General features: G+C 64.8%; 20 protein-coding genes (1 of these 20 running past the window's edge). 7 read left to right on the top strand and 13 right to left on the bottom strand.

All coding sequences use genetic code 11. The features are described 5' to 3' along the window. Window positions 1-71, top strand: the end of a protein-coding gene (locus FA89_RS07110) for a DUF192 domain-containing protein (RefSeq protein WP_036139588.1). 376 nt of this gene lie to the left of the window's left edge; the window shows 71 of its 447 coding nt (coding positions 377-447); its start codon lies beyond the left edge, outside the window; it ends in the stop codon at window positions 69-71. 251 nt (window positions 72-322) lie between these two features. Here FA89_RS07110 and FA89_RS07105 read toward each other — a convergent pair whose 3' ends face one another. Continuing rightward, window positions 323-511, bottom strand: a complete 189-nt coding sequence (locus FA89_RS07105) for a rubredoxin (RefSeq protein WP_036139585.1) — start codon at window positions 509-511, stop codon at window positions 323-325. A 95-nt stretch (window positions 512-606) separates the two neighbouring features. Between FA89_RS07105 and thiE the strand changes: the two genes are divergently transcribed. Together thiE and hemL are read left to right on the top strand one after the other, a co-directional pair. Next, window positions 607-1254: a thiamine phosphate synthase gene (gene thiE, locus FA89_RS07100; RefSeq protein ID WP_036139584.1), complete on the top strand. Its 648-nt coding sequence runs from the start codon at window positions 607-609 to the stop codon at window positions 1252-1254. Further along, window positions 1251-2528 (top strand): glutamate-1-semialdehyde 2,1-aminomutase, encoded by a 1278-nt coding sequence (hemL, locus tag FA89_RS07095; RefSeq protein ID WP_036139582.1) that lies wholly within the window; start codon window positions 1251-1253, stop codon window positions 2526-2528. Before thiE ends, hemL begins: the two co-directional genes overlap by 4 nt. A 22-nt stretch (window positions 2529-2550) precedes the next feature. Here hemL and FA89_RS07090 read toward each other — a convergent pair whose 3' ends face one another. From FA89_RS07090 to FA89_RS07070, 5 genes are all read right to left on the bottom strand, one after another. Then, the gene (locus FA89_RS07090; RefSeq protein WP_036139579.1) at window positions 2551-3798 is read right to left on the bottom strand and encodes an acetylornithine/succinylornithine family transaminase; all 1248 of its coding nucleotides are present in this window, start codon (window positions 3796-3798) and stop codon (window positions 2551-2553) included. Between the two features lie 177 nt (window positions 3799-3975). Continuing rightward, window positions 3976-4791 carry an SDR family oxidoreductase gene (locus FA89_RS07085; RefSeq protein ID WP_036139576.1) on the bottom strand — a complete coding sequence of 272 codons (816 nt, stop codon included), beginning with the start codon at window positions 4789-4791 and terminating at the stop codon, window positions 3976-3978. Window positions 4792-4802: 11 nt separating this feature from the next. Next, window positions 4803-5405, bottom strand: a complete 603-nt coding sequence (locus FA89_RS07080; protein ID WP_036139574.1) for an LON peptidase substrate-binding domain-containing protein — start codon at window positions 5403-5405, stop codon at window positions 4803-4805. 10 nt (window positions 5406-5415) lie between these two features. Then, window positions 5416-6774, bottom strand: coding sequence for a UDP-N-acetylmuramate:L-alanyl-gamma-D-glutamyl-meso-diaminopimelate ligase (gene mpl, locus FA89_RS07075; protein WP_036139571.1), 1359 nt, complete (start codon window positions 6772-6774; stop codon window positions 5416-5418). Between the two features lie 46 nt (window positions 6775-6820). After that, window positions 6821-7405, bottom strand: a complete 585-nt coding sequence (locus FA89_RS07070) for an adenylate kinase (protein ID WP_036139569.1) — start codon at window positions 7403-7405, stop codon at window positions 6821-6823. 203 nt (window positions 7406-7608) lie between these two features. Between FA89_RS07070 and FA89_RS07065 the strand changes: the two genes are divergently transcribed. Beyond that, window positions 7609-8865 carry a 6-phosphofructokinase gene (locus tag FA89_RS07065; protein WP_036139566.1) on the top strand — a complete coding sequence of 419 codons (1257 nt, stop codon included), beginning with the start codon at window positions 7609-7611 and terminating at the stop codon, window positions 8863-8865. A 179-nt stretch (window positions 8866-9044) separates the two neighbouring features. On the opposite strand, the gene FA89_RS07060 is transcribed toward FA89_RS07065, so the two are convergent. Further along, window positions 9045-10463: a UdgX family uracil-DNA binding protein gene (locus FA89_RS07060; RefSeq protein ID WP_036139564.1), complete on the bottom strand. Its 1419-nt coding sequence runs from the start codon at window positions 10461-10463 to the stop codon at window positions 9045-9047. A gap of 2 nt (window positions 10464-10465) precedes the next feature. Beyond that, a complete protein-coding gene (locus FA89_RS07055; protein WP_036139561.1) occupies window positions 10466-11680 on the bottom strand; it encodes a putative DNA modification/repair radical SAM protein in 1215 nt (404 codons plus the stop codon). Between the two features lie 86 nt (window positions 11681-11766). On the opposite strand from FA89_RS07055, the gene FA89_RS07050 reads away from it, so the two are divergent. Both FA89_RS07050 and FA89_RS07045 read left to right on the top strand, forming a co-directional pair. Then, entirely contained in the window at window positions 11767-13053 is a 1287-nt protein-coding gene (locus FA89_RS07050; RefSeq protein WP_036143836.1) for an amidohydrolase family protein, read from the top strand. 149 nt (window positions 13054-13202) lie between these two features. Then, window positions 13203-13490 (top strand): hypothetical protein, encoded by a 288-nt coding sequence (locus tag FA89_RS07045; protein ID WP_185754266.1) that lies wholly within the window; start codon window positions 13203-13205, stop codon window positions 13488-13490. A 291-nt stretch (window positions 13491-13781) separates the two neighbouring features. Here the strand turns inward: FA89_RS07045 and FA89_RS07040 are convergent, their stop codons facing one another. Continuing rightward, the gene (locus FA89_RS07040) at window positions 13782-14132 is read right to left on the bottom strand and encodes a hypothetical protein (RefSeq protein WP_185754265.1); all 351 of its coding nucleotides are present in this window, start codon (window positions 14130-14132) and stop codon (window positions 13782-13784) included. Between the two features lie 377 nt (window positions 14133-14509). Between FA89_RS07040 and FA89_RS20460 the strand changes: the two genes are divergently transcribed. Continuing rightward, a complete protein-coding gene (locus FA89_RS20460; RefSeq protein WP_221174284.1) occupies window positions 14510-14743 on the top strand; it encodes a hypothetical protein in 234 nt (77 codons plus the stop codon). 36 nt (window positions 14744-14779) lie between these two features. On the opposite strand, the gene FA89_RS07030 is transcribed toward FA89_RS20460, so the two are convergent. The 4 genes from FA89_RS07030 to FA89_RS07020 form a co-directional block, all read right to left on the bottom strand. Further along, on the bottom strand, window positions 14780-15079 hold the full coding sequence (locus FA89_RS07030; RefSeq protein ID WP_185754264.1) for a hypothetical protein: 300 nt from the start codon (window positions 15077-15079) through the stop codon (window positions 14780-14782). 181 nt (window positions 15080-15260) lie between these two features. Continuing rightward, window positions 15261-15482, bottom strand: coding sequence for a hypothetical protein (locus FA89_RS07025; RefSeq protein WP_036139551.1), 222 nt, complete (start codon window positions 15480-15482; stop codon window positions 15261-15263). A gap of 2 nt (window positions 15483-15484) precedes the next feature. Then, window positions 15485-16519 carry an RHS repeat-associated core domain-containing protein gene (locus FA89_RS19570; RefSeq protein WP_185754263.1) on the bottom strand — a complete coding sequence of 345 codons (1035 nt, stop codon included), beginning with the start codon at window positions 16517-16519 and terminating at the stop codon, window positions 15485-15487. Window positions 16520-16557: 38 nt separating this feature from the next. Further along, window positions 16558-21966, bottom strand: a complete 5409-nt coding sequence (locus FA89_RS07020) for a hypothetical protein (protein ID WP_036139550.1) — start codon at window positions 21964-21966, stop codon at window positions 16558-16560. Between the last annotated feature and the right edge of the window lie 295 nt (window positions 21967-22261).

Below are 22261 nucleotides of genomic sequence, written 5' to 3'. Positions count from 1 at the left end.
CCGCGGGCAAGCTGGGGCTGACGCTGGGCGATACGCTGGCCATCGACGGTGACCCGGGTACGGTGCGCTGAGCGCTGGACAGCAGGCGCTCGCAGGGCACGTCGACGCGATAGGGCATCAGGCGGGACGGATCCAGCGACGCCAGTTCGTCCCACTGGTCTTCGAAGGGTATGAAACGCTGCATGGTGTGTCCTCCACGGGGAGCACGCGTTGCGCGTGCCGTGGAGCCAATAAAGCAGGTGGTCCTGCCTTATTGCCGACGGGTTTGGGGCATAACGATGTCAGCCCCTACTCGCCCTCTGGCAAGAGTCCGCCGTACGGCTCAGACCTCGACCATCTCGAAGTCGTCCTTGGTGACGCCGCAGTCCGGGCACGTCCAGGTATCGGGGATATCATCCCAGGACGTGCCCGGCTCGATGCCCTCGTCCGGCAGGCCCACGGCCTCGTCGTAGATGAAACCGCAAACGACACACATCCATTTGCGCGTGTTGATGGGGCTGTTCTGGCTCATGGCGTGCGTCGTGTCGTCTTACGGAGAAGTCGTCCATTCTGTCATTCCCCGCGCGATGACGGTAGCGTGACCCGCCCCTCCCAAGGAAATGCCCCATGACCACCCTGATCCGACGCCGCCCTGACGGCAAAGGCGTGTACGCCATCACCGACGGCCCGCGGGACGACCTGTTCGCCGCCGTGGAAGCGGCTCTGGCCGGCGGGGTCCGCATGCTCCAGTACCGCGACAAGACCACGGACGCCGACCGGCGCCGGATCGAGGCGGACGAGATCTCGCGCCTCTGCGCGCACCACGACGTGCCTTTCATCGTCAACGACGACGTGCCGCTGGCCCTGGCCACGGGCGGTGGCGTGCACCTGGGCCGCGAGGACGTGTCGATCGCCGAGGCACGCGCCGTGCTGGGTCCCGACGCGATCATCGGCGTGTCCTGCTACGGCTCGCTCGAACGGGCGCAGCAGCTGGCGGCAGAGGGCGCGGACTACCTCGCCTTCGGCGCGATGTATCCCTCGACGACCAAACCACACGCCCCTGTGGCCTCCCACGACGTGTTGACGCAGGTGGCCCGCCTGGGCCTTCCGGTCGTGGCGGTCGGCGGCATCACCCCCGACAATGGCAGGGTGCTGCTCGAGGCCGGTGCCGATTACATCGCCGTGGTTTCCGCCATCTTCGCAGCCGACGACATCCAGACAGCCGCGCGGCAGTTCGCCGGGCTGTTCGACCCCCACCCCGGAATCCTTCGATGACCAGCAACCAGGAACTCTTCGCCCGCGCCCGCGCCCTGCTGCCCGGTGGCGTGAACTCGCCGGTGCGTGCCTTCAAGTCGGTCGGCGGCGAGCCGTTCTTCACCGCGCGGGCGGATGGCCCCTTCCTGTGGGACGTGGAGGGCAAGCGCTACATCGACTACGTCGGCTCCTGGGGCCCGATGGTGGTCGGTCATAACCACCCCGCCGTACGCGAGGCGGTCGAGCGGGCGGTGAAGAACGGGCTGTCGTTCGGCACGCCCTGCCCCGCCGAGGTCACGATGGCGGAAACCATCGTCTCGCTGGTGCCGTCGATCGACATGGTGCGGATGGTCAACTCGGGCACCGAAGCCACGATGTCGGCGATTCGCCTCGCCCGCGGCGCCACCGGCCGCTCCAAGATCGTGAAGTTCGAAGGCTGCTACCACGGCCACGGCGACAGCTTCCTGGTGAAGGCCGGCTCCGGCGCACTGACCTTCGGCGTACCCACCTCGCCCGGCGTGCCCAAGGCCGCCGCCGACCTAACGCTTACCCTGCCCTATAACGACATCGACGCCGCACGCCTGTTGTTCACCCAGGAAGGCAAGGAGATCGCCGGCCTGATCATCGAGCCCGTGGCCGGCAACATGAACTGCATCCCGCCGAAGGAGGGCTACCTGCAGGCCCTGCGCGACCTGTGCACCGAGCACGGCGTGCTGCTGATCTTCGACGAGGTGATGACCGGGTTCCGCGTGGCGCTGGGCGGCGCGCAGGCCCATTACGGGATCACCCCGGACCTGACGTGCTTCGGCAAGATCATCGGGGGTGGCATGCCCGTGGGTGCCTACGGTGGCCGCCGCGACCTGATGGAGCAGATCGCGCCCGCCGGCCCGATCTACCAGGCGGGCACGCTATCGGGCAATCCCGTGGCCATGGCCGCCGGCCTGGCGATGCTGGAACTGATCCAGGCGCCGGGGTTCCACGAGGCATTGGCCGACCGCACGGTGAAGCTCACCGACGGCATCCTCGCCGCCGCCGGACGCGCCGGCGTGCCGTTCAGCGTCAATCGCGTGGGCGGCATGTTCGGGCTGTTCTTCACCGGCGAAACGGTGGAGAGCTATACCCAGGCCACCACGGCGGATGTGGACGCCTTCAACCGGTTCTTCCACGGCATGCTGGAGCGTGGCGTGTACCTGGCGCCCTCGGCCTTCGAAGCCGGCTTCATATCGAGCGCACACGACGACGATGTGATCGCCGCCACCGTGGCCGCGGCGGGCGAGGTGTTCGCCTCGCTGTAACGCCGCCGCGGCGCTTTATGGATCAGGCCACCTGCGACATCGTCGCGAAGGCCCGCAGTGCCTCGCCGAGGCGCTGCAGGCCTTCGGCGGTTTCCTCGTCGGTAAGGGTCAGCGGCGGCACGATGCGCAGCACGTCCGGCCCGGCCTGCAGGATCAGCAGGCCATGAGCGGCCGCCAGGTCGAGGATCTCGCCGGCCCGGCCCTTGTAGGCCTCGGCCAGCACCGCACCCAGCATCAGCCCGCGCCCGCGGATCTCCGCGAACAGCTGAAGATCGTGGTTGAGCTTGTTCAGCCCCGCGCGGATGTCGTTGCCCTGGCGTTCCACGTTCAGCAGCACGGCGGGCGAGGCCAGCTTGCGCAGGGCCACGCGCGCCACGGCCGCGGCCATGGGGTTGCCGCCGAACGTAGTGCCGTGCGCACCGAACTGCATGATGTCGGCGACCTTCGGCCCGGCCAGCATGGCGCCGATCGGGAAGCCGGCACCCAGGGCCTTGGCCAGCGTGACGATGTCCGGGGTGACGTGGTCGTGCGCGTGGGCGAACAACGTGCCCGTGCGGCCCATGCCCGACTGGATTTCATCCAGCACCAGCAAGGCGTCGTGCTTGTCGCAGAGTTCGCGCACGGCCTTAAGGAAGCCCGGCTCGGCCGGCATCACACCGCCCTCGCCCTGCACCGGCTCCAGCATGACCGCCGACACGCCACCCTGGGCGAACGCTTCTTCCAGCGCGGGCACGTCGTTGAAGGCGACATAACGGAAGCCGCCGGGCAGTGGCTCGTAGCCTTCCTGGTACTTCGGCTGGGCCGTGGCCGTCACCGAGGCCAGGGTGCGCCCGTGGAACGAGCCCTTGAAGGTGACGATGACACGCTCTTCCGGCGGCCGCCCCTTGGAGGTGGCCCACTTGCGTACCAGCTTGATCGCGGCCTCGTTGGCCTCGGTGCCCGAATTGCACAGGAACACGCGCTCGGCGAAGGGTGCGTGGGCGATCAGTTCCTCGGCGAGGCGTAGCGGCGGCTCGGTCCAGAACACGTTGCTCGCATGCCACAGCTTGCCGGCCTGGGTGGTCAGCGCGGCGACGAGATCGGGGTCCTGGTGACCGAGGGCGTTGACGGCGATGCCGGCGCCGAAGTCGAGGTAATCACGGCCTTCCGTATCCCAGACGCGAGCACCCTTGCCGTGGTCGAGCACCACGTCGCGGGGACGGTAGACGGACAGCCAGTAACGCTTGCCGAGGCCGATGAGATCGGAGGAATCGACAGGATGCGACGACATGAAACGAACTCCCGGACCCGGCCGCAGCGCCGGAACCCATACTGGAACGGATGGAATCGCACGGTACGCTCTGCGGTCCGACATCGATCCGTGGAACATGCATCCTAGCGAGACTGGCAGGGCCGGTCTACGCCGCTGCGCAGGCCTGTGCTTCGCAGGAAACCGCGCGCCGGCCGCCTAGAGGAACAGGTCCGGCAACAGCGGCTGGCCCGGCGACACGGCGTAACACTCGAAATCGGTAACCCCCTGCTCGCGCAGGATGTCCTCGTCGATGGCGAAATGCCCGGTGTAGTCGCGCGCGGGGCGGGTAAGGATGGCGTGCGCGGCATCCGCGACGATGGCCGGGGTGCGGCAGTGTTCCGTGCGCACGCCCTCGATCATGGCGATGGCGGCGGTAGCGATCACCGTCCGCGGCCACAGCGCGTTCACCGCGATGCCCAGCGGCGCGAACTCCGGCGCCATGCCCAGCACGCACAGGCTCATGCCCATCTTGGCGATGGTGTAGGCGGTATGCGGCGTGTACCAGGCGGGATCGAGGGTGGGCGGCGGCGACAGCATCAGCACGTGCGGATTGGCGGCGTCCTTGAGGTACGGCAGGCAGGCCTGCGTCACCAGGAAGGTGCCGCGCGTGTTGACCTGGTGCATCAGGTCGAAGCGCTTCATCGGCGTGTCCGGCACGCCCTTCAGCCAGATGGCGCTGGCATTGTTGACTACGATGTCGATGCCGCCGAAGCGTTCGGCCGCCGTAGCCGCCGCCATGCGCACTTCCGCTTCCTCGCGGATATCCACCTTCAGCGGCAAGGCCACGCCGCCCTCGGCCTCGATCGCGGCAGCCGCCGTATGGATGGTGCCGGGCAGCTTCGGGTTGGCTACGCCGCTCTTGGCCGCGATGACGATGTTGGCGCCGTCACGCGCGGCGCGGAGGGCGATCGCCAAGCCGATGCCGCGCGAGGCACCGGTGATGAACAAGGTCTTGCCCTTGAGCGATGTCATGGCCACAGCCCTCAGGCGCGCTGGAAGCGCGGCAGGATGTCACGCAACTCGGCAAGGCGCTGTAGCGGATCGTCCAGTTCGAGCATGTGCTGACACTCGTTGGCATCCAGCGGCAGCAACTCGGACAGCCGGAAGCCGACCCAGCTGGCGTCGTCGCCCCGCGTGCCAATCTCGTGCCGCCACGGTGGCTGCATCTGTTCGGCCAGGCGTTCCAGAATGGTGCCGAGCAGGCCGAACTCCGCCGGCAGCGGCAGCAACGGTTCGTCTGCCCAGGGCGCGAGGTCGCCGCGCATCTGGCCATCCGCCCGCACGCGCGTACGGGTGACCCGGAAACGCTGCCCACCTTCCGCGACGATGCCGAGCAGGCCGTCCTCGCGGGAGTGGAAATCGGTGATGGTGGCCAGGGTGCCGACCGCGGCGGGCACGGCGGGCTGCCCCGCCTCGCGGCCGTCGAGGATCAGGCAGACGCCGAAGGCGCGGCCGGTACGCGCGCATTCGCGCACCAGGTCGACATAGCGCGGTTCGAAGATGCGCAGCTGCAGCTGGCCGCCCGGGAACAGGACGTTCGACAGGGGGAACAGCGGGAGGTCCATTGCGGGCGTGGTGGCGGCCATGCCGTCGAGTCTACCCTGCGTCCAGCGCGTTGAAGAAGCGCCGGGGCGCACCCTCGAAGCCGCCGTTGGACATGAAGATCACCTGGTCGCCGGGCCGCGCGTCCGCCACCAGGGCATCGATCAGCGCATCCACGCCCGGCACCGTGGCGCCGCGACCGTCGAGCGCATCGACCACCTTGCCCGCGTCCCACGGGAGCTCGGGCCGGTGCAGGAACACCACGCGGTCGGCATCGGCCAGTGACGGCGCCAGCGCATCGGCGTGTGCACCCAGCCGCATCGAGTTGGAACGCGGCTCCAGCGCGACCACGATGCGCGCCGTGCCGACGCTGGCCCGCAGTCCCGCCAGCGTGGTGGCGATGGCCGTGGGATGGTGGGCGAAATCGTCGTAGACGGTGATGTCGCGTGCCTGGCCGATCCGCTCCATGCGACGCCGGGCGCTGGCGAAACCGGCGAACGCCGGCAGCAGCGCCACGGGATCGGCTCCGGCCGCGCTGGCGGCCGCCAGGGCCGCCAGCGCATTCATGACGTTGTGTCGTCCCAGCGAGCCCCAGCGCACCTCGCCCAGTACGTCGTCGCCACGGCGCACGCGGAAGTGCGACCCATCCGCCGACAGCAGCTCGGCACGCCAGTGGCCCGCGTCGATGCCGAAGGTCTCCACCGGGGTCCATGCGCCCATCGCCAGCACTTCCGCCAGGTAGGCGTCCTCGGCGTTGACGATCAGGCGACCGTTGGACGGCACGGTACGGACCAGATGGTGGAACTGCCGCTGGATGGCGGCCACGTCGGGGAAGATGTCCGCGTGGTCGTATTCCAGGTTGTTGAGGATGGCGATGCGCGGCCGGTAGTGGACGAACTTGGAGCGCTTGTCGAAGAAGGCCGAATCGTATTCGTCGGCTTCGATGACGAAGGGCTTACCGGTGCCGCGGCGGGCGGACACGTCGAAATTGCCCGGCACGCCGCCGATCAGGAAGCCTGGCGACTGGCCGGCGACTTCCAGCAGGTGGGCCAGCAGGCTGGTGGTGGTGGTCTTGCCGTGCGTCCCGGCCACCGCCAGCACCTCGCGGCCGCCGAGCAGGGTCTCGCCCAGCCACTGGGGGCCCGAGATGTAACGCAGGCCCGCGTCCAGCATGTATTCCACCGCCGGATTGCCGCGGGTCATGGCGTTGCCGACCACGACCAGGTCGGGCGCGGGCTGCAGGTGCGCCGCCTGGTAACCCTGCATCAGGCCGATGCCGAGCGCTTCCAGCTGCGTGCTCATCGGCGGGTAGACATTGGCGTCGGATCCCTCGACGGTCAGGCCGAGCTCACGCGCGAGCGCGGCGACGCCGCCCATGAAGGTGCCGCAGATACCGAGGATATGGACGCGCATAGGGGGCTCGTCGGAAGGCCCGCCAGGAGGGCGGGCCTGGAGTGGATCAGGCGCTGGCGGCCTTGACGCCACCGGGCAGGACGTCCAGCACGCGCTGGGTGACTTCGTCGAGCTCGCCCACGCCGTCGACCACCTTCAGCTTGCCTCGCTGCTTGTAGAAGTCGGCCACGGGAGCCGTCTGGTCGGCGTAGATGCCCAAGCGCTTCTTCACCGTGTCCGGGTTGTCGTCCGGGCGGCCTTCCTTCTCGAAGCGGACCTCGCAGCGATCGACGATGGCGGCGTCGGGCACCTCCAGCTTGACCACCACGTCCAGCGGCTGGCCGATGCGGGCCAGCACGGTATCCAGCGCGTCGGCCTGGGCCAGGTTGCGCGGGTAGCCGTCGAGGATGAAGCCTGGCCGGGCATCCGGCTCGCCCAGGCGGTGCTCGATGATGCCGAGCATGATGTCGTCGGGCAGCAGGTGTCCGGCGTCCATCAGGCCCTTGGCTTTCAATCCGAGTTCCGTGCCGGCCTTGATCTCGCCACGCAGCAGGTCGCCGGTGGAGATGTGGGGAACGCCGAGGCGTTCCTTGAGGCGGGTGGCCTGGGTACCTTTCCCGGAACCGGGGGCGCCGAATAGCACGAGTCGCATTGATGCTCCGTTCGTCGGCGCGCGGGTAACCCCGCCACCGGACACAAGAAAATGGGTCTCAAGGTAACGGCAGGGGCGCCGCGCCGTCAAACGGACGACATGCCGCAGGTGTAGGGCAGCCCGGGCAGACCTGGCGCCTTCAAGCGGGGACGACGTCCATCGCGCTACCCTCGGCGCTCCGTTCACGCCCAAGGAACTGCAGCATGGCCGCCGGCAAAATCCTCTACGCCCAGTCGGGCGGCGTCTCCGCCGTCATCAACGCCACCGCCGCCGGCGTCATCGAGACCGCCCGGGACAAGGGCATCCCCGTCTACGCGGCGCGCAACGGCATCCTGGGCGCGCTGCGCGAGGAACTGATCGATACCACCCGCGAGGCCAAGGCCAACATCGCCGGGCTGAAGCACACCCCGGGCGGCGCGTTTGGCTCCTGTCGGTACAAGCTGAAGTCGCTGGAAGAGAATCGTGCCGAATACGAGCGCCTGATCGAGGTGTTCAAGGCGCACGACATCCGCACCTTCCTCTATAACGGCGGCAACGATTCGGCCGACACGGCGAACAAGGTCTCGAAGATCGGCCAGGCGCTGGGCTACGAGGTCAACTGCATCGGCGTGCCGAAAACCATCGACAACGACCTGGTGGTGACCGACACCTGCCCGGGCTTCGGCTCCGTGGCCAAGTACACCGCCATCGCGGTGCGCGAGGCCAGCCTGGATGTAGCCTCCATGGCCGACACGTCGACCAAGGTGTTCATCATCGAGGTGATGGGCCGGCACGCCGGCTGGATCGCCGCGGCCGCCGGCCTGGCCGGGTCCGGTCCCAACGACGCGCCGCACGTCATCCTGTTCCCGGAAAACGTGTTCGACCCGGAAACCTTCCTGGCCAAGGTGCAGGCCACCGTGGAAAAGGTGGGCTACTGCACGGTGGTGGTTTCGGAGGGGGTAAAGAACAAGGAAGGCACCTTCCTGGCCGAGTCCGGCGCGCGCGACGCCTTCGGCCACGCGCAACTGGGCGGCGCCGCGCCGGTGCTGGCGGCGCTGGTGCGCGAGAAGCTGGGCTACAAGTACCACTGGGCCCTGCCCGATTACCTGCAGCGGTCAGCCCGGCATATCGCGTCGAAGACCGACGTGGAGCAGGCCTACGCGGTAGGCAAGAAGGCCGTGGAATACGCAGCTGAAGGCCTCAACGCCGTCATGCCGGTGATCGTGCGGGTGTCCGACGAGCCGTACAAGTGGAAGATCGAGGCGGCGCCGCTGGACAAGATCGCCAACCACGAGAAGAAGATGCCGCGGAATTTCATGTCGAAGGATGGCTTCGGCATCACCGCCGCGGCGCGCCGTTATCTGGCGCCGTTGATCCAGGGCGAGGTGCCGCCGCCGTATGGCGAGGATGGCCTGCCGATGTACGTGACGCTGCGGAACACGTCGGTGCCGAAGAAGCTGCGGAAGTTCAGGATGGAATGAGGGGTTGGGAGTGCCGATGAGGGAGCGGGATCGGCGATGAGGGGCCGGGATCGCCGACATCGTCGGCTCCTACAACAGCCGGTAACCACGTGCCCGGTGTAGGAGCCGACGATGTCGGCGATCCATCCGCGACCACCCGCCCCATGTAGGAGCCGACGATGTCGGCGATCAGCCTCGCCTCACCCCAACACCTCCCTCATCAACCCCAGATCCCGCACGAAATCCGCATACCCCGCCTCCCGCGCCTCCGCATCCGGCAGGCGTAGCAGGTACGACGGATGCACGGTCGCCATGGCCTTCCGCCCGTCAGGCAGGTCGATCCACTCCCCACGTTGCGCCATCAGGCGGAACGATGCGCCAAACACCGACTGCGCAGCCATCGCGCCCAGGCACACCAGCGCATCCGGCTGGATACGGTCGATCTCCGCCGCCAGCCAGGGTCGACACGCCGCCTGTTGCTCCGCGTTGGCACGCTTGTGCAGGCGCACCTTGCCGCGCGGCTCGAACCTGAAATGCTTCACCGTGTTAGTAACGTAGAGCAGATCGCGCTCGACGCCGGCCTCGCCTAGCGCACGGTCGAACAGCTTCCCCGCCGGGCCGACGAACGGCTTGCCCGCCAGATCCTCCTGGTCGCCCGGCTGCTCGCCGATCACCACGATGCGCGCATGCGCCGGGCCTTCGCCGAACACCGTCTGCGTGGCCGGCTTCCACAGGTCGCAGGCGCGGCACTCGCGAGCCTGCGCGCGTAACGCCGTGAGGCTTCCCTCGGGCGCGGCCGCGGTCGCCTTCTGCAAGGGGGTGATCTTTTTCTTCGGGATCGTCGGCTGCTTGTCCACCATGGCCTGCATCCTCGGCAACGCGTCGCGTACCAGTTCAGGGATGAGCCGCGCTTCCGGCAGGTTTTTCCAGTACTTCACCGGCATCTCGCGACGCATCGCGTCCACTTTCAGCCGGGCGGGATTGAAGATGCTGGCGTAATACGTGCGCCAGAGGTCTTCGAGGGCATCGTCGGACGGTGCGTCCGACCGGTTGGCGCCCGGGCCGAACGAGAGCGTCTCGCCATTCCAGTGGGCGGTGCGTGACGGCGTCAGCAGCGACCAGTGCATGCCGGTGAACCGACGCACGAAGAACGGCGCCACGCGCGTCACGATGTCGAACGACGGCTCGAACCAGGCCACGTACACGGTGTCGTCGCCATGACGCACCTCGCGGAACCGCACAAAGGCCTTCATCTTGTGCATATCTCGACTGACCTGCTTCACGCAGGCATGTGCCCAGGCTACGTCCTCGTCGGTGGCGATGCGCAGCAACGCCTTCTCCCCGTGTGCCAGCCGCCAGAGCATGCGATACAGCGTGGCGTGGCGGCGCGCATCGGTATGCGCGAGCACCGCATGGGCCAGGTTGAGGAAATCGCGCGGCACCGCGGGCACGCCGGTGCGCACCGGCGGCGGCAGGCGATCGTCACCGCCGAACAGACCACCGGTCGCGCCCACCTGCCAGTCCACGGCCGAGGGATCCACGTCGGCCAGCAGCAACGCGCGCGCCTTCGCCCGCCACGCGTCGAAATCCGACGGGTCGTCCAGCGTCACGGACCACATGGTCAGCCGAACAGGTCCGGTTGCGACGGCTCGCGCAAGTCGCGTCGCAGCACGCCGCTTTCGTGATCACCGCGCGGACGGTGATCCACCGTCTCGACGAAGGGGGCCACCTTCTTCACCGGCACGCGCAGGCGGATCAGGTCGTCGTAGCGGATGCGCCGATGCCCGCGCATCGCGATCATCTTGTCCACCGTCTTGACGCCCAGGCCCGGCACGCGCAGCAGCGTCTCGCGGGGCGCGCGGTTGACGTCCACGGGGAAGGTCTCGCGATGGCGCAGCGCCCAGGCGAGCTTCGGGTCGACGTCCAGCGAGAGCATGCCGTCGTCGCCCGGCGGAGCAATCTCGTCCGCGCCGAAGCCGTAGAAACGCATCAGCCAGTCGGCCTGGTAGAGGCGATGCTCGCGCACCAGCGGCGGCGGCTTCAGCGGCAGGATCTTCGACGCATCCGGGATGGGGCTGAATGCCGAGTAGTAAACGCGGCGCAGCCGGTAATTCGTGTACAGGTTGGTGCTGGCCGAGAGCACGTCGCGATCGCTCGCGTCGTCGGCGCCCACGATCATCTGCGTGCTCTGACCCGCCGGCGCGAATCGCGGCGCCTTCTTCTCGGCCTTGGCCTCGTCGATGGACAGACGCAGGCGGCCCATCGCGCTGCGGATGTCGCCCAGGTGCTTCTCCGGCGCCAAGGCTTTAAGGCCACCCTCGGTCGGCATCTCCACGTTGATGCTGAGGCGATCGGCCCAGCGGCCAGCCGCGTCAATCAGCTCCGGCGACGCGTCGGGGATGGTCTTCAGATGGATGTAGCCGCCGAACTTGTGTTCGCTGCGCAGCGTACGCGCGACGCGCACCAGCTGCTCCATCGTGTAATCGGGCGACTGGATGATGCCCGAGGAGAGGAACAGCCCCTCGATGTAGTTGCGCCGGTAGAACTCCAGGGTGAGGTTGACCACCTCCTCCACCGTGAAACGCGCGCGTTGCACGTTGCTGCTGCGCCGGTTGACGCAGTACACGCAGTCGTACACGCAGAAGTTGGTCATCAGTATCTTCAACAACGAGATACAGCGGCCGTCCGGCGCATACGCGTGGCAGATACCCATGCCTTCCGTCGAACCGATCCCGCCGCTTTTCAGCGAGTTGCGGCCCTTGCCGCCGCTGGACGAGCACGAAGCGTCGTACTTCGCGGCGTCGGCGAGGATGGCGAGTTTGTCGGAGATCTTCATGGGGAGGGTTATCGTGCCAAAAGGCCCGTGCAGCCGTGTGAAGGCCCTCGCCCGTTATGATGACCGCCATCGCCACGGAGCCACCCATGGACCTGATCATCCGCCACGCCACGCTGCCCGACGGCCGCCGGGATGTCGATATCGGCATCGACGGCGGCCGCTTCGTGGCCATCGAGCCCGGCCTGGCCGCCAGCGGCCGTGAGGAAATCGACGCCGGCGGGCGCCTGGCCAGCCCGCCCTTCATCGACGCGCATTTCCACATGGATGCCACGCTGTCACTGGGCCTGCCGCGACTTAACGCCTCAGGCACGCTGCTCGAAGGAATCGCGCTGTGGGGCGAGCTCAAGCCCGACCTGACCCAGCAGGCGCTGGTGGACCGCGCCATGGCCTACTGCGACATGGCGGTGGCGCAGGGCCTGCTGGCCATCCGCAGCCATGTGGATATCTGCGACGACCGCCTGCTCGCCACCGATGCGTTGCTGGAAGTGAAGCGGCGCGTGGCGCCCTGGCTGCATCTGGAACTGGTGGCCTTCCCGCAGGACGGCCTGCTGCGCTCCCCGACCGCGAAGCAGAACCTGGTACGCGCGCTGGACAAGGGCGTGGAGGTGGTGGGCGGCATTCCCCATTTCGAACGGACCATGGCCGACGGCGCGGCGTCCATCCGCTGGCTGTGCGAACTGGCCGCCGAGCGCGGCCTGCGCGTGGACATGCATTGCGACGAGTCAGACGATCCGCTGTCGCGGCATATCGAGAACCTGGCGGCGGAAACGATCCGCACCGGACTGCAGGGGCGCGTCACCGGCTCGCACCTCACCTCGATGCATTCGATGGACAACTATTACGTGTCCAAGCTGCTGCCCCTGATCGCCGAGGCCGGCGTGCACGCCATCGCCAACCCGCTGATCAACATCACGCTGCAGGGCCGCCACGACACCTACCCCCGGCGGCGCGGCATGACGCGCGTGCCGGAGTTGCTGGACGCCGGCGTCAATGTCGCCTTCGGCCACGACTGCGTGATGGACCCCTGGTACGGCATGGGCTCGGGCGACATGCTGGAGGTGGCGCACATGGGACTGCACGTCGCGCAGATGACCTCGACGCGCGGCGTGGCGCAGTGCTTCGACGCGGTGACGACCAACGCGGCGAAGGTGATCGGGTGGGACGGCTACGGTATCGCCGTGGGCCATCGTGCCGACATGGTGCTGCTGCAGGCGGGCGACTCCTACGAGGCGATCCGGCTCAAGGCGGCCCGACTGCTGGTCGTCCGCGGCGGCAAGGTGCTCGCCCGCGCACCTGAACGACGTACGGGGCTGTTCCTGCCGGAACGCCCGTCAGAGCTGACGTTGGAGTTCCGGCCGGGGTCGATTTCCTGAACCGGCGGGTTCATTAGCTGTCGCGTCAATGAACGCTTTCGCCAACCTTTCCAAGCGTAGGACTTTGCGTTCAGCGTCGTTTTCCTAGCATCCCAATCGTCGATCGGCCGCGGTGACCCGCGGTGTGACGATCGTCCTGGAGACCGGCTATGAAAACGATGATCCGCAGTGCCCTTGTCGCCCTCGCTCTGTTGTCCACGTCGGCAGTGTTCGCTCGCGATCACTACGACGACCATGGTCGCGGACGCCATGGCGAGTACCGTAACAACCACGGCTGGCATGATCGCCGCTACGACGATCATCGCTATGGGTATCGCGACCATGGCTGGCGTGGGCATCGTCCGCCGCCGCCTCCGTATCGCCATCATTACTATGCGCATCCGGCGTACTACCACCGGCCGCCTCCGCCGCCGCATCGTGGGTACTGGCATCGTTGAGGGTTGGGTGTTGGGTGTTGGTGGAGACGTAGCGGTGTTTTGAGCTTCGTTGAGACGCAGCACCGACTCGTCCGCCTACCGACGCACTCCGTCCGCTGGGGCGTTCAACTCCCTCGTCAGGAGAGAGTTGAACTTGAAGCAGGAGCCGTTCAACCTTGAGGGGCGCGTCGGCCACAGGCTTCCGATTGCCTCAACTGTGCTTAAGCCCGCGCTGAGTATTGCGTGCGCTGCGATATCAATAGCAAATCCATTTGCCAAACAATACGTCAAAGCCATTGCACCAACCGGTATTCAGCCACCAGGCCACAAGCTCGCCTCTAAAAACGAGCCTAAGATAGCGCCAGTCATCACCACTAAGCCTCCCACTACGTGCCTTTTAATCGTACGCCGCCTGACCATCAGTAAGTGCTCTTTCGCATGGCATATTCCAGCTTCGTCGTCGGGCTTGATAAAGGTCCCAGGACGGAACAGAAAATCACTCTTCATGGACGACGCGGAGTAATTGAAGTCCAAGAAACTACCGTTTTCCTTAGCAAGTTTCTCAGCCTCCTCAATTCTTCGCCTAAGAGCAAGCATGTTGCGAAAGACCAGAGTCAAACCGGGAATGGCCCCAACAAGAAAACCAATTTCACCTGAACTCATGACGTCACTCTCCCGCAGGCTTATCATTTTGCCTTTGTTCTGGCGCTGGTGTTGGTGTTGGTGTTGGTGTTGGTGTTGCGACAGGAATCACTGGTCCTACCGTCACTACGGGTGCTACGGGTGCTGCTGGCTTCGTACCAATCCACGTACTCCCACTTGAAACTCCAACCGACGCATGCACTTCAAATGGAAGCGGCGATAGCTTCGCTGAGACGTAGCACTATCTCGCTCGCCTGACGACGCGCTTCGACCGCGTGGAGGTTCAACTCCCTCTCGGAGAGGGAGTTGAACCTCAAGCAGGTTGCCATTCAAGTTTTTGGCGCAAGTGGGCCTATAGGCTTCAGGACACGTTACCGGTCCATCGCTCCGACGAAAAATTGATCGATGAGATCTTCCAGGACCCCACCTTCCTCATTCAGCTCGTACTCGTCATCGAACCCGACCTCCACCAGTCTGTCGTTGAACGCTTCCCTAAATTCTTCCGCCAAATCGTCTGGGATGCTAAAAGAGAGCCCGCCGCCTCTACGGGACGTCGCTCCTTCCAGTATTGCACGCTGAGTGGAAGTCAAAAACCGGGCGTCGAGCAAATTAGCGAGCGCGTTTGGCATTGAGAACGATGTCTCGGAGAACGATGTCTCGCATGGCAATCAACCCGCATAGCCAAGCATGATGCTGGCAGAAATGAGAAGAAATAAAAGCAAGCCGACGCCTTCAGACCACCGCGCTAGCTTTAGCAACATCCGATGACGACCTGCAAAATCGGGGCCGAGATGTCGCCCCAGGAAGACGACCCCAAGGAGCTTCATCTGCGCATTTACACCATCGATGCCGATGCCCTCGATGCGCGCCTCCGTGCGCAGTAGTGAGGCGAGGCGTGCCCTGCTGACCAGATAGCAGACAACAAAAATAAAGGATGCTGCACTCAGTACCATCGTTGCTTCCTTCATCAATCTCCTTTCTAGGGCTAGCGGCGAACATTTTTTTACGACCTGCGCATTCATCTCGACTGCATTTTGGTAAATACTCGCGAATCGTTATCTATGTACGCTAAGTTGTCGAAGTGAGCCACGACAAATGTCGACTAAGCGAAATTCCAATTTACCGATTTTTTCGATAGAAAGGCCTCGCCTAGCTTACGTCGCCCAACCACTGACTTACGATTACTACCCAAATGCCATCGCGCAGCGTGACTCGACCGATGGCCGCCACTTCATCATCTGTGATATAAGCTTCCATTCCTTCACTCATCGGTACAATCGTGCCGTCAATCGCTCGGCGCTCGTTGCGCCAAGCCAGCCTCACCGCGTCATCTTCGTCGCGGGCGTTGAAATCGACTTGAAATCTCAGCATTTCTATTGCCTTGGATTGGGATTTTTTTCGATCATCATCAAAGGACTCGCCTGCGATCCAGTCAGGCCCGTGAGCGTCACGTGATTGCCAGTGCCCGGAGTCGCGATTACATCGCCTCCAGCAGACCGAATTGCTCCTACCGTTGTAACACCCATTTGTTTGTTAGGGATATATGCCCCTAAGCTGGCAAGGTTCTTACCGCCGTCGCATTGGCAAGAGAATCCCGTAACTCCGGGAGTTCTACTCGGACCTATCGCCGCGTTAATTTTTTCCGCAGCTTGATTGGCTGCAGCGCCTCCTCTAGCAACGAGTGCTTCATCCGAAAATCCGGAAGGTGCGCCATTTGCACCAGCCACTCCATCGGCGACTATTGCGCCACTTGTGACTACAGCTTCCGTATTGAGCGTCAATCCAGCAGCGAGACTTCCCGTTGCAATGGAGTCAACAGCAACAGCTGTTGCCGTCGTTGCTACATAGGCAGCCGCAGGGTAAGCCGCAACCGCGACCCCCACTGCACCCACAATGGCAAGACCTTTTTCCGATGCGCCAGTATTTGTCTGCGCCTGATGCTCGACGCTATCGCCGTAATACAAGCACTGTGCGCACTGCCTACCATCGGGATCGGTATTGGATATGGGATTATTATGCACATATAAGAAGCGGTTGAAGCTGAAGGGGTCTCCGGCTGTAATCCCCGCAGGGTCGGTCGCCAAGAACCGCCCCGTCACCGGATCGTAGTAGCGGGCCTGCATGTAGACCAAGCCCGAATCCACATCGTTCACATGCCCCGTGTACCCCGGCCCCTGCTCCGGCGTACCCAGCACCTGCGTGCCGTAAGGCCGATAATCTGCATTGCTAAGAATGTTTCCCGATGCATCGGCCTTCGCCAGCACCGTCCCCTGTGGGCTGGTGTAGTAATAGGTGATCGTCTCTGCCGCATGAGCAACGCCCATGCTCGCGCAAACCATCGCCATCAAAAGCAACAAGGCTGTCAGCCACGCCGACCCCGGCCGCAGGCATCGACGTACGATCGACATCGTGGAAGTCTCCATCATCACGTTCCTATGCCGGGCCATCACGGGCTCACACTGTTGGACGGGCTGTAGGCGGAGCAGCCCACGGCGTTACACGCGCGCACTTTGTAAGTCAGCGTGACGCCGGGTTGCTGCAGCGAGCTGTAGGACAGCCCCGAGTCGTTGTAGACCAGGGTGTTGTTCTCCATGAGCTCGTAACGCGTAGCGGATGCCTGCGCCGTCCACTTGACCAGCACCGTGGGCTTGGTCGGGCCGTGGTATGTCGTTGTGAAGGTCGGTGCCGCCGGTGCAGATGGCACCAGGGACACAGTCACCGTCGTGGTCGAGCTGTAAGGCCCGCAAGAAAGCGGATTGCAGCCCTGCACCTCATAGGTATACGTCCCAGTGCCGCGTCCCGAGGTCGACCAGCTCGTTGCCCCATTGAACTGCACCTGCTGGAAGCCACCACCGTTAACCGACTCCAGAAGACTGTATCCGATGGCATCGCCGACGGATGACCAGCTAATGGTGTAGGTGCCCGTATTGTTGTTGCCGCCACCCGTGATGGTCGGTGCATCGCTTGGCGTCCGCATCACATTGACCGGGCCGCTGTTGGCGTAGCCGCCGCAGCCGTTCGCGTTGCAGGCGTGCACACGATACGACCAGTTGCCCGAGGAACTCTCGTTTATCGTGGTGGACGTATCCGTGCCAGACCACACATTGGCCCAGTTGCCGTCAGTACTGTGTTCCACCTGGTAGGAGGTGGCGTACGTCGCAGCGGCCCAACTCAACGGCACTGATCCGGTCGAACTGCCCGGTGCATTGATGCTGGCCGGGACTGACGGAACATGCGCGATGGTAACCGTGTTGGAAACAGTGGGCGTGCTACATCCGTTCGCATTGCATGCCGAAGTGCGGAACTGGTAGCTCGCATCGCCTGGCCCATTGTAGGACGCGCTGGTTCCCGCTCCCGTGTAAAGCGTGGCCCAGGGGCTCCCATTGGTGGAGCATTCCGTCTTGTAGCTCGTCGTGTTGCTTGTCGCCGACCAGTTGACCGCGATGCTCGACAGGTCGCCAGCCGCCGTGGCGGTCGTCGACGCGGGTGAGGAAGGGGCCAGCACGGAGGGCGGCACAACGAAGTTGCCCGAGTTGGTCAGAAGATTGTTGTCTGCTCCAACAGGAGAGATTCCGTGGACGTAGATCGCCTGGCCAGCGTATTTCACGCGTTGCTCTTCCGTCAGCGTGATGGTGTAGCGATGTTTGGTGCCGCTCGAGTGGCATAGCTCCTGCACGGCGGACCCGGTGTCCTGATTGGCCTTCGCTATGGCTATGCCCGTTCCCGTGCCATACGGGCCGCCCACATACAAATGCACATCGATGGACGCCGCCAACCCACTTGCACAGGCCCAGCCCGAGACGACGGCGTCGGCGCCGCTGGTCACGCCATCGACATAGCCCATCACCGTCGACGTCGTGGCCTTCCGGCTGGCGACCAGCTTTTTACCCAGGTAAATGTAGCTGGTGCCGTTGGTCGAGCCGTTGTCGTACTCCCACATCAGCTGACCGCTACTGCTGTAGGCGTAATACGTCGTACCCGCCGACGTGACCGCCTTTACACGATGCCCCGTGGCGTCATAGAGGTAATCGCCCTTGCCGTTGACCGAGAGCAGGCGGTTGGCCAAGTCGAAGGTCATCGCCTGGCTGTCCTTGGCCGTCGTGTTGCCCTGAGCGTCATAGGTGAAGCTATGCACCGTGGCACCGTTATTGCTGATGCTCGAGAGCAGGTTGTTCGCGTCGTAGTTGTAGGTCTTCGTGCCGCTACTGTCGGTCACGCTGCGCAGGTTGTTCAGTGTGTCGTAGGTGTAGCTTTCCGTGCCCCACAGATTCTCGGCATGAGATGACAGCAAGCGGCTCAGTCCGTCATAGGTCATCGACCGCGTGCGCTGCTTCGATCCCGTCTGGTCGTCAATCGACAGGATGTTGCCCACGGCGTCATAGCTCAGCCCTTCGCTGACGGCAATCTGGGCGCCTGTCCCGAAACTGAAACTGGACAGCAACAGGCGCGTGTTCTCGGCGGCCGAATAGGCGGCGCCATTGCCCAACGCGAAGCCCTCCAGCACGCCATCGGGATAATACGTCGCACTACTGGCGAACGAGCCGGCTGCAGTCGGTTGACCCAAAGCGTTGGACGTCATCGCCACCGTCTGGCCGTCGGGATACTGCACGCTGGCCAGGCGGCCATTGGCGTCATACCCGTAGCCGAGCGTCCACGACCAGCCATCCACCGATAGCACCTCCGTGGTGAGCAGGCCGAGCTTGTTGCGACCGTAGGACCAGCCTACGGTACCGGTGCTGTTGGCATTGCTGGACGAGGTGGCCGACGTCGACGTCGCGGGCCGGCCCAGCGCGTCGTAGGTGAAGCTCGTGGCCAGCGTGCCGTTCGGATAAGCCACGGAGGTAACGCGGTTCATCGCATCGTAGGCATTGGTCGTGCGGGCCGCCGTGGCAACCTGATCGTAGCCGCACCCGGTACCGTTGAACGGCTGGCCGGCCGCGCTCCAGACCACGTTGTCGGCGCCATCGTAGGCCGCCATGGTGCTGCCCGTTTCCGGCTCCCACGAACGACACAGCCGATGCTGGTCGTCGTAGGTCATCGTGCGGGTCAAGTCACCCTGGGTCATCGAGAGCACGTTGCCGTAGAGGTCGCGGCTGATCGTCTGCGTCACGCCTTCAGGCGCTTCCACTTTGACCACGTTGTCGAACCCGGGTGTATCGAACACCTGAAAATGAGTGAACGTCGCGTTGCCCTTGGCATCCGTCACCTGACGTGCCCCGCCGGTCAGGTACAAGGTGGTGGTGACGAGGTTACCGTCCTGGTCGTACTGGGTGCTGGAGGTCGGGCGCCCCAAGGCGTCATAAGCCGTGGTCGTGCCTTGGGTGATGCTATCGCGGTCGGGCGTACCTGCGACCGGATAGGACACAAAGCTCTTGCGTCCCGCATTGTCGTAGCCGGTGCGCGTGGAGACGGCGAGTGCGCCGCTGTTGGCGTCCGACTGGGTCGAGATGACCGGGCGCAGCAGGACGTCAAAATCCGTCCGCTGATTCAGGTTGCCCTGTGTAGTGGTCCGCACCCAGTGGTTGCCACCCATGCCGCGCGCATCGGGGGAGAAGACGTAGCTATAGGTCTTGGGCGCCCACGCCGTACTGTCGCCGGTGGGGTAGTCGATGCGTGCGATGCGACCGATGGCGTCGTAGCCGTAGCTCGTGGTCGCGCCCGCCTGATCGGCGATCGCCGCGATCTGACCCAGGCCATCGACCGTCACCGCCTGGCTCGTTCCGTCCGGGTAGCCGATGCTGGTGGGAATGCCGCGGGTGTAGTTACCCAGTGTGGTGGTCTTGCCGTTACCGTCGGTGAAGCTGGCCAGTTGGCCTTGTGCGCTGAAGGTATAACCCATCACCTTCACCCCGAACCGGTCGCGCTCGGTCGGCGTGGCGGTGCCGCTGTCGTAGAGCATCTGGCTGACCGTCTCGCCCGTGCTCAGATTGATCGACTGCGCCGGTAGGCCGATCACCCACAGCCCGGCGTTATCGGTGTAGGTGGAGCGATCGCTGACGCTGTAGCCGAAGTTATTGGAGCGGGTGACGTCCTGGGGACGCGCGAACGCGTCGAACGCGGTGGCGTTCCAGGTATACACGTCCGGCGTGGTGCTGGCCGCGGGGTCCATCGTGATCTGCTGCGTGGCCTTGGGCAGCTGCTCCTGCAGCTGCGCCGTATTGATGCGTTCCTGCGGTGCATACCCCCACGGATGGGCATAGGCGCCGGAACGCGCGTCCTGAGCCGGCGTCGGATTGACGTAGGCGTAGGCGGTCGAGCGGCGTATCGCGGACGAGGTGCCACTGTCGTAGACGTCTTCCTTCAGCAGCTGGCTCTCCGTCCAGTCGTAGCGGTTGGAGAACGTGCTCCGCTCCAGGTGGCCATCCGGGTAGCTGACGTCGGTAGAGACCTGGGTGGCGCAGGCGGTCGTCGTGCAGTCCTGGGACCAGCTTTCATTCGCGGGCGAGTAGCTGTAGGTCCAGGAGAGGCCATTAGCAGGCAGACCGGTGCCCGAGAGCGTGCGCTGGGTGATCGCCATCCCGTAGGACGCGTTCGGTATCGCTGCCCAGGTGCTGACGCCATTGGGAATGGCGGGCAAGTTGGGGCCCGCCATGCACTCCTGGGGCACATAGGAGCGACCACGCTTGAGCGGCATGACGGTGTAGGACGCCATCAGTCCCGAAGGGTGGGTGACCGTCGCGGTATACGGTGTGTCCGCATTACCGGGTTCGGCGATGGCCGCACAGGTACCCCCGCGTCCACGCGAATCCGGCCACGCACCATTGAACGAATCGAGGTTGTAGCCCCAGCTGCTGCCATCCGGCTGCGTCACGGAGGTCAGCGTGTAGACCAGGTTCGTGGCGGACTTCACATAGCTGTACGTCCATGTCCGATTGCCTGCGTCGCCACCCTGCTCGGTAATCGTGCTCACCCGATGGCTGCTGGCACCCGTGCTGGCATCTGTCTCGTAGGTCAGGGTGACATGACGACCGTCGGACGCCGCAATGTCCGTGACGTCGTCGCCGCTATAGGTATAGCTCACCGAGTTGCCGAACCGGTCTTCGATGCGGGTGACCAGCATCCGGCCTTCGCGACGCTTGATGAAATCTTCTGCCGAGGCAAACACATGAAACCCCGATCGCGCGGCGAACGAACTCGATCCCAGCGGCCGGGTCAACGACGGCATGTAGCGATAAGCGATGTGATCAAGCCAGTACTTGGTGCCGTCGGGCGACACCGCGAGGAATCCCTCGATGGTGGTGTCATTGGCGGCATGCGCCAGGCAGCCCACCGCCCAGTTGCCACGGGTCACGATGGGATACGTCAGGCCCGCCACGCCCGGCGTCGTCGTGTTGGCGGTGGAACGGCCCAGCAGGTCCTGGCTTCCCTGGCCGGGGATGCGCAACTGGTAGCCCTGCCACCAGGTCGCCGGTTCCCAATCCGAGCGCTTGGAGTCACCGGTCGGCGCGGCCACGCTGGGCGGCGGACCAAAGCTCGAACAGATCGCGCCCGGGCTGCCCGCTGCAACCTGCCAGCCCGTGACGTTGTTCTGCTGGGCTGTGACGGTGGATATCTGCGGCAGGTCGATGTCCCAGTCGCCGAAGGCACGCTCCTGAAGATCGGGCCGATCCTGGACACCGTGGAAGGTAAACGTGCGGCCGAGGGTCAGCGCTGGCCCTGTGCCGCTCAGCGATACATCGGTCTGGGCGAAGGACAGGGAGCCGTCGTAGAGGCTGATCTTCTCGCCGAAGGGCGTGTCGCTCAACGGCTGGATGTCCTCGTTGACCTTGATGAGCTTCTTGTACTCATCTTCAGGCTTGGCCGAGGTCTGTGCGCCTGCCGCGAAGGGCAGCGCCAGCGCGAGAACCATCGACATCCCGAACGCCCTACGCGCCCACGAGCACGCGACAGGTGCCCTCCCCTGGTTGGACCCTGTCATCGTTCTTCCCTTGGCCTTGAGCCATTACTCAGGGTGGGGACTGTAAGCGTCCGATTTTGTAGAGGTCAACACGACCTGGAGCCGTTACTGTCGCTATATACACACCATGGCGCCACAGCGCCCCTGTGTTTGCCAACGCCTGTGAGCATAGCTGGGCATTGGTTGTAGTCCTTCCCCTACACAACGTGGCGGCATAGGCCTACACGTGGGCTGCGTTTTTCAGATCAACGCG

This window comes from Luteibacter sp. 9135 (assembly GCF_000745005.1).
GTDB lineage: Bacteria > Pseudomonadota > Gammaproteobacteria > Xanthomonadales > Rhodanobacteraceae > Luteibacter.
Note: the sequence above shows the minus strand (reverse complement) of the source record. Positions and strands in the feature narration are given on the sequence as shown.

What these genes read in the sequence shown, in the direction of transcription:
- FA89_RS07060 (WP_036139564.1), bottom strand. Translation starts at nt 10,463, where the DNA reads ATGTGGTCCGTGACGCTGGACGACCCGTCGGATTTCGACGCGTGGCGG.
- FA89_RS07065 (WP_036139566.1), top strand. Translation starts at nt 7,609, where the DNA reads ATGGCCGCCGGCAAAATCCTCTACGCCCAGTCGGGCGGCGTCTCCGCC.
- FA89_RS07080 (WP_036139574.1), bottom strand. Translation starts at nt 5,405, where the DNA reads ATGGCCGCCACCACGCCCGCAATGGACCTCCCGCTGTTCCCCCTGTCG.
- FA89_RS07105 (WP_036139585.1), bottom strand. Translation starts at nt 511, where the DNA reads ATGAGCCAGAACAGCCCCATCAACACGCGCAAATGGATGTGTGTCGTT.
- FA89_RS07050 (WP_036143836.1), top strand. Translation starts at nt 11,767, where the DNA reads ATGGACCTGATCATCCGCCACGCCACGCTGCCCGACGGCCGCCGGGAT.
- FA89_RS07045 (WP_185754266.1), top strand. Translation starts at nt 13,203, where the DNA reads ATGAAAACGATGATCCGCAGTGCCCTTGTCGCCCTCGCTCTGTTGTCC.
- FA89_RS07030 (WP_185754264.1), bottom strand. Translation starts at nt 15,079, where the DNA reads ATGAAGGAAGCAACGATGGTACTGAGTGCAGCATCCTTTATTTTTGTT.
- FA89_RS07025 (WP_036139551.1), bottom strand. Translation starts at nt 15,482, where the DNA reads ATGCTGAGATTTCAAGTCGATTTCAACGCCCGCGACGAAGATGACGCG.
- thiE (WP_036139584.1), top strand. Translation starts at nt 607, where the DNA reads ATGACCACCCTGATCCGACGCCGCCCTGACGGCAAAGGCGTGTACGCC.
- hemL (WP_036139582.1), top strand. Translation starts at nt 1,251, where the DNA reads ATGACCAGCAACCAGGAACTCTTCGCCCGCGCCCGCGCCCTGCTGCCC.
- mpl (WP_036139571.1), bottom strand. Translation starts at nt 6,774, where the DNA reads ATGCGCGTCCATATCCTCGGTATCTGCGGCACCTTCATGGGCGGCGTC.
- FA89_RS19570 (WP_185754263.1), bottom strand. Translation starts at nt 16,519, where the DNA reads ATGTCGATCGTACGTCGATGCCTGCGGCCGGGGTCGGCGTGGCTGACA.
- FA89_RS07020 (WP_036139550.1), bottom strand. Translation starts at nt 21,966, where the DNA reads ATGTCGATGGTTCTCGCGCTGGCGCTGCCCTTCGCGGCAGGCGCACAG.
- FA89_RS07040 (WP_185754265.1), bottom strand. Translation starts at nt 14,132, where the DNA reads ATGAGTTCAGGTGAAATTGGTTTTCTTGTTGGGGCCATTCCCGGTTTG.
- FA89_RS07055 (WP_036139561.1), bottom strand. Translation starts at nt 11,680, where the DNA reads ATGAAGATCTCCGACAAACTCGCCATCCTCGCCGACGCCGCGAAGTAC.
- FA89_RS07085 (WP_036139576.1), bottom strand. Translation starts at nt 4,791, where the DNA reads ATGACATCGCTCAAGGGCAAGACCTTGTTCATCACCGGTGCCTCGCGC.
- FA89_RS07090 (WP_036139579.1), bottom strand. Translation starts at nt 3,798, where the DNA reads ATGTCGTCGCATCCTGTCGATTCCTCCGATCTCATCGGCCTCGGCAAG.
- FA89_RS07070 (WP_036139569.1), bottom strand. Translation starts at nt 7,405, where the DNA reads ATGCGACTCGTGCTATTCGGCGCCCCCGGTTCCGGGAAAGGTACCCAG.